Source organism: Lentibacillus jeotgali, assembly GCF_000224785.1.
Lineage (GTDB): Bacteria > Bacillota > Bacilli > Bacillales > Amphibacillaceae > Lentibacillus > Lentibacillus jeotgali.
The window spans coordinates 1-6,659 of record NZ_AGAV01000020.1 but is presented as its reverse complement, the minus strand read 5'-3'; the positions used below and the strand labels follow the sequence as shown (position 1 = coordinate 6,659).

General features: G+C 44.7%; 7 protein-coding genes. All 7 read right to left on the bottom strand.

Annotated elements, in window-relative coordinates:
* The coding region (locus ON01_RS19680) for a hypothetical protein (RefSeq protein WP_010532147.1) at positions 1-183 on the bottom strand (183 nt) is incomplete at its 3' end.
* Positions 184-198: 15 nt separating this feature from the next.
* On the bottom strand, positions 199-1,860 hold the full coding sequence (locus ON01_RS16630; RefSeq protein ID WP_010532146.1) for a glycerol-3-phosphate dehydrogenase/oxidase: 1,662 nt from the start codon (positions 1,858-1,860) through the stop codon (positions 199-201).
* A gap of 191 nt (positions 1,861-2,051) precedes the next feature.
* Positions 2,052-2,426 carry a dihydroxyacetone kinase phosphoryl donor subunit DhaM gene (dhaM, locus tag ON01_RS16625; RefSeq protein ID WP_010532145.1) on the bottom strand — a complete coding sequence of 125 codons (375 nt, stop codon included), beginning with the start codon at positions 2,424-2,426 and terminating at the stop codon, positions 2,052-2,054.
* A gap of 1 nt (position 2,427) precedes the next feature.
* Positions 2,428-3,048, bottom strand: coding sequence for a dihydroxyacetone kinase subunit DhaL (dhaL, locus tag ON01_RS16620; protein ID WP_010532144.1), 621 nt, complete (start codon positions 3,046-3,048; stop codon positions 2,428-2,430).
* Between the two features lie 15 nt (positions 3,049-3,063).
* Positions 3,064-4,047, bottom strand: coding sequence for a dihydroxyacetone kinase subunit DhaK (gene dhaK, locus ON01_RS16615; RefSeq protein WP_010532143.1), 984 nt, complete (start codon positions 4,045-4,047; stop codon positions 3,064-3,066).
* Positions 4,048-4,098: 51 nt separating this feature from the next.
* Positions 4,099-5,592 (bottom strand): glycerol kinase GlpK, encoded by a 1,494-nt coding sequence (gene glpK / locus ON01_RS16610; protein ID WP_010532142.1) that lies wholly within the window; start codon positions 5,590-5,592, stop codon positions 4,099-4,101.
* Positions 5,593-5,622: 30 nt separating this feature from the next.
* Positions 5,623-6,453 carry an MIP/aquaporin family protein gene (locus ON01_RS16605; protein WP_010532141.1) on the bottom strand — a complete coding sequence of 277 codons (831 nt, stop codon included), beginning with the start codon at positions 6,451-6,453 and terminating at the stop codon, positions 5,623-5,625.
* Positions 6,454-6,659 lie beyond the last annotated feature (206 nt).

Here is a 6,659-nt window from a genome sequence, read left to right as displayed (position 1 = left end):
ATGTTTTGGTTTTCGGGCTGATGTTTTGGTTTTCGGGCTGATGTTTTGGTTTTCGGGCTGATGTTTTGGTTTTCGGGCTGATGTTTTGGTTTTCGGGCTGATGTTGGCGGAACAAAGTTGTTCCGCCAACACATCAGCCACCTCAATGGAAAATGGAAAAGGACGCGGGGACAATATTGCCATGTCCCTCGCGTCCAGTTACTTAACCGGGGTAACAGCTTCATCGAGCAATTGGTCAAGTTCTTCGGTATAAAGCCGTTTTTGCTCATCGCTCCAATGCAGTATCTCTGCCATATAATTAATCACGTTATCTTTATAGGCTGTAACAAAGTCGATATCGAAAAACAGTGCTCCAGTCCGCCGTACAAAGAAATCGACCGGCTTATAAGCCATTTCATTATCAAGCGCGTATCTCAGTTCAGCAAAGACAATCGGTTCGATACCGGCTTTTTCTGCTTGTGCTTTTTCCCCTTGAAACAACTCGAAAATCTGATTAACGTTTGCACCGTATTTCTGAACAAGGAAAATAGCTGTTTCCTCGGCAATTCCTAAATCAGCTGCTTCAGCAATTTTCCGTTCCTTAAACTGCTGAAATCCTTTTGAACCACCGACTTCACCACCGGAAATCGGCAAGTGTTCCGTCTCGGACTCAGAATACAGAATGCCATATTCTTCTTTTAACTGCTTCACAACTTCATCGACTGCGTCTTCCGCCATTTTGCGGTAACCGGTCAATTTTCCGCCGGCCATCGAAATCAGACCCGAATCTGATACAAATATCTCATCTTTCCGGGAAATTTCATCGGGGTCATCTTCCCCTTCTTCGGCAATTAACGGTCGCAAGCCTGCATAGCTTGAGTCCACATCGTCTTTTGTCATATTAAGCGATGGGAAAATATAATTGATGGCATCCAATAAATAGTCCCGGTCATCTTCAGTCATATGCGGATGGGCAATATCGCCCTCATAACTTGTATCCGTTGTTCCGACATATGTTTTCTTATTCCGCGGAATGGCAAAGATCATCCGACCGTCCGGTGCATCAAAATAAATTGCCTGCTGCAGCGGGAATCGCCGTTTCGGAAATACAAGGTGAACCCCTTTTGTCAGATGAAGTGTTTTCCCTTGTTTGGAACCGTCCATCTCGCGAAGATCATCAACCCATGGACCGCCCGCATTGACTATCTTTTTCGCAAAGACGTGGTGCTTCCGGCCGGTTATCTGATCTTCCACAACAGCACCGGCAACTTTGCCGGCATCATAGAGAAGATCAACTACTTTGGCATAATTAATCGCGTTGACGCCTTTTTCAATCGCCTTTTTCATGACTTCAATCGTCAGCCGGGCATCATCAGTTTTGTATTCTACATAATAGCCTGAGCCCTTCAAATTGTCCTGTTTAACAAGCGGTTCTTTTTCCAATGTTTCCTCGGCGTTCAACATTTTTCTGCGTTCGGATTTTTTGACGCCGGCCAGCAAGTCATACACTCGCAGGCCGATATTTGTTGTGAAAGGACCAAAAGTACCGCCTTTATAGAATGGCAGCATCATCCACTCAGGTGTCGTCACATGCGGGCCGTTTTCATAAACAACTTCCCTCTCTCTGCCAACTTCAGCAACCACTTTTACTTCAAACTGCTTTAAGTAGCGCAGACCGCCATGAACTAGTTTGGTGGAACGGCTAGATGTCCCGGCTGCGAAATCCTGCATCTCCACAACAGCCGTGTCCATTCCTCGGGTAGCAGCATCAAGCGAGATCCCCGCACCGGTAATCCCACCACCGATGACGAGCACATCAAGCTGTTTTTGTTCAATTTGCTGAAAAATCGCATCTCTCTTATGACTTGAAAATACTGACATATCATATCACTCCTTATTCCCAATATCTTCAATAACCTCAAAAAACTTCTATTTTACTATTCCCGAAAAAAGAAACCGCAAAATAGACCAATGACAAAATATCATCAGTTCTTTGCGGTTTCTCCATTTCTCCGGCACATATATTAACTTAATTTCATATTACCACATTGGTACAAAAATTGCATAATGATTTACCCGAATTCTTTCGTGACCGCAGCAGCGACACTTTCCATATCTTTTTCCATGCCTGATTCAACAGCCGCTGTATACGCTCCTTCCAGCAATGGTGCCTCCACAATCGTGACATCATCTGTCTCCATCATCTCAATGGCCATTTCCGCATTCATCTTTGCACTGCCAATATCATAAAACACCAGTACACCATGACCTTTATTAGCACGTTTGATTGCCTGCCGGATCTTTTCAATACTTGTTCCAATATCATTTTCATCTGTTCCGCCAGCCGTTTCAATCGGAACATCCTTGATAACTTGACGGATCATATCGTTTATGCCGCAGGCGACTTTTGAACTGTGAGAGATGAGTACGATACCGACGTAGGACATATCACGTTCCTCCTTCAATAACTTCGGCCAGTGCCTCGAAAATATAGAATGAAGAAGCGGACCCCGGATCTATATGCCCGATTGACCGTTCTTTAAAATAAGCTGCCCTTCCCTTTGTTGCCATCATGTCTTTTGTCTGTTCCATGGCGCTTTTTGCCTCTTCTGCAACTTTTTCTCCTGCAAAATCCGTCTCATGGCTAAAAAAATCCGCCATCCGTGACCATACATCAAGGAGTGTTTTTTCACCTTCTGTTGCTTTCCCCCGCTGCTTGATCCCATTCACGGCTTCTTCCAACCCGCTCGTAAGTGTTTGATGATCAACAGCATCGCTCCCTTGTAATGCTTGAGACATTTTCAGAAATGCTGTTCCAAACAGCGGGCCTGACGCGCCGCCTACTTTGGACATGAGTGTCATGGCAGTGTCTTTCAATACATCCGCATAGCTTGTATAGTCCTGTCCTGCTATTTTTTCAGCGGTTTCATGAAAGCCGCGAGCCATATTGATGCCGTGGTCGCCGTCCCCAATCGTCTGATCCAGGTCTGTGAGATAATCTTTGTTCGCTTGTATTTTCTCATTTGATTTTTTAATCCATGCGACAGCATCCTGTACGGTTAGTTCCATGTCCAAACTCCTTTCTCATTTGTGAAAAGCCAGCGCATTTGATGGTTCATCGAGCAGTTGCTTTAATTCATCATCCAGTTTTAATAAGGTTACCGAACAACCTGCCATTTCCAATGAAGTCATATACTCACCGACAAACGTTTTATACACATTAATTCCGTTTTCTGACAGTACTGTTTGTACCTTTTTATTCACGATATACAATTCCATCTCCGGGGTAGATCCTAAACCATTGACCATAACAGCGACATCAGCATCGGAAAAGTCAAAGTCGCTCATGACTTTATCAGTCAACTCTTTTGCTATGTCGTCAGCAGACGTGATGTCTTTGCGCTCGATTCCTGATTCGCCATGGATACCGATACCAATCTCCATTTCGTTTTCGGCTAATTCAAAACTCGGTTTCCCGGCAGCAGGAACCGTACAAGGTGTCAGCGCCATGCCCATCGACCTGACGTTCGCGACTGCTTTTTCGGCAGCAGCTTTAACCTCCTCTAACGATCCACCCTGCTCTGCTTTTGCACCGGCAATTTTATGAACCAGAATTGTACCGGCAATTCCTCTTCGCGATGACACTTCATCCACGGCAACATCATCTTTTACAACCACTTTTTCCACTTTAATATCTTCTGCCTCAGCAAGTTCTGCTGCCATTTCAAAATTCAGCACATCACCCGTGTAATTTTTGACGATTAAGAAAACACCAGCACCCCCATCAACAGCCTTAATGGCTTCAAATATCTGATCAGGTGTCGGAGAGGTAAAAACTTCGCCGGGAACTGCAGCGTCCAGCATGCCTTTACCGACATAGCCTGCGTGTGCAGGTTCATGGCCGCTCCCTCCACCGCTGACAATACCGACTTTATTTGCAGCTGGTGCGTCCTTTCTTGCAATGACAGTCGTTTCGGGTAATTGCTGCAGCTTATCAGGATGTGCGGCAGCCATTCCGTCTGTCATTTCTTGAACAACTTCATTTGGATCATTGATTATCTTTTTCATATCGCACCCTCCTTATCTCTACTAAATAGGGGCTAATAAAAGAAATTTTTATTATTTAAACGTTCTTGCTGCTTCGACGGCTTTTTTCCACCCGGTATAAAGCTTATCACGGGTTTCTTCTTCCATATTGCTGGTAAATGTATGCTCTGTCTTCCACTGCTCAGCGATTTCATTTTTATCTTTCCAGTAGCCGACAGCAAGCCCGGCCAGATAGGCAGATCCCAGAGCCGTTGTTTCCTGAACGACAGGTCGTTCAACCGGTACGCCAACAATATCACTTTGAAATTGCATTAAAAAGTCATTTTTAACGGCACCGCCATCAACCCTCATGGCTTTCAAGTTAATCCCTGAGTCCTCAATCATTGCATCAAGAACATCTTTTGACTGGTACGCAAGGGATTCAAGTGTTGCTCTGACCATGTGCTCGCGTGTTGTACCTCGCGTGATGCCAAAAAAGGCGCCGCGAACATCGCTGTCCCAGTACGGTGTTCCAAGCCCGACAAATGCCGGCACCATGTAAACGCCACCGGTCGAATCTACGCGTGCCGCATATTCCTCACTCTGCGGCGAATTGTCGATAATCTTCAGACCGTCACGCAGCCACTGTATAGCTGAACCGGATACAAATATGCTGCCTTCCAAGGCATATTCAACTTTGCCATTGATTCCCCAGGCCAAAGTTGTAAGCAGTCCATGGTCAGATTTAACCCCTTCCTCGCCAGTATTCATCAACATGAAGTTGCCGGTTCCATATGTGTTTTTCGCCATGCCTTTTTCAAAACAAGCCTGGCCGAATAATGCCGCCTGCTGGTCACCAGCAATACCGGCAATTGGGACTTCATGACCGAAGAAATGATAATCCACCGTATTGGCATAAATCTCGGAAGACTCTTTGACTTCAGGCAGCATGTTTTTTGGTACACCTAGTATGTCCAGCAATTCGTCATCCCATTGCAGATCATAAATATTGAACATCAGCGTTCTCGAAGCATTCGAATAGTCCGTTATATGTGCCTTCCCGCCCGAAAGCTTATAGACAATCCACGTATCCATTGTGCCGAATAGCAGCTCGTCATTATCGGCCTTTTCCCGGGCGCCTTCAACATTATCAAGAATCCATTTCACCTTTGTACCGGAGAAATAGGCATCAATTAACAACCCTGTTTTTTCACGGATAACATCCTCATAACCCTTTTCATTCAAATCCTTGCAAATACCATCCGTCTGCCGGGACTGCCAGACAATTGCTTTATATATGGGTTTTCCAGTCTTTTTATCCCAAACAACCGTTGTTTCCCGCTGATTGGTGATACCAATCCCGGCAATTTGCGAAGGATCCACATCTGACTTGCGCAAGACCTCTGAAATACAGGCGAGTACAGATGTCCAGATTTCGTTTGCGTCATGTTCGACCCAGCCCGGATGCTGGAAAAATTGCTCAAACTCTTGTTGAGCTGTTTCGACTATCTCCCCATCGTGATTAAATAGAATCGCCCGTGAACTTGTTGTGCCCTGATCAAGTGATAAAATAAATGTTTCACTCATCATATTCTCCCCCTTAATATATTTATTGTTTTACACAATTCTATTCTCTACTTCATCAGCTACTGTATTCCCTTTCTTTAACTCCGAATTTGCAGCGCCAATGAAAATGATGGCAACTACGCCACTTAATACCCAAAATAGCACGGAAAACTCACCTAAAAACATGGCATTGTAAAATACTGCTCCATAAATCCCCCCTAAAATAGGGCCTGCAACTGGAATCCAGGCGTAACCCCAATCTGACCCGCCTTTTTGTGGAATCGGAAGCAATGCATGAGCTATCCTCGGACCAAGGTCACGGGCCGGGTTGATCGCATAGCCGGTTGTCCCGCCCAATGACATCCCAATCGCAACAATCAACAGACCGACAATCAATGGGTTCAAGCCTTCAGTAAACTCGTTTGCTCCAATAAACATAAGCCCAAATAAAAGGACAAATGTACCAATCATTTCACTAACCAGATTGGAAAAGGGACTGCGGATAGCGGGGGTTGTTGAAAATACATCCCTTTTGGCAATTTTATCTTCGGTTTCTTTCCAATGTGGCAAATAATTAAAGAACACAATAACTGCTCCAATAAAAGCACCAATCACTTGGGCACTTATATACATCGGCACTTTTGCCCATGGAAATTCACCTGCAGCAGCAAACCCTAGTGTCACTGCCGGGTTAATATGTGCATCTGTAAATTGTCCGACTGCATATACACCCATTGTAACACCAAGTCCCCAGCCAATGGTGATCAATACCCAGCCCGTTCCTTCTGCCTTTGATTTTTTTAGGACAACACCGCCAACAACTCCGCCACCTAAAATAATCAGAATCATCGTACCAATTAACTCCGCTAAAAACTCGGGCATTTTAACACTCCTTTAATCTATCCCATAATACAAGCTGTAACGACATAAAAAAGTCCACACCACAATAGATGTACTGTTGTTAAAGTACTATTGCAGCGTGGACCTCCGTATCTCCACCACGTTTTTAACTTGTTGAATTAATTATATCGAATAATGAAAACGTTGTCAACGGCTGTTTTAATTTTGAGTGAGTCAAGTTTTTGCGG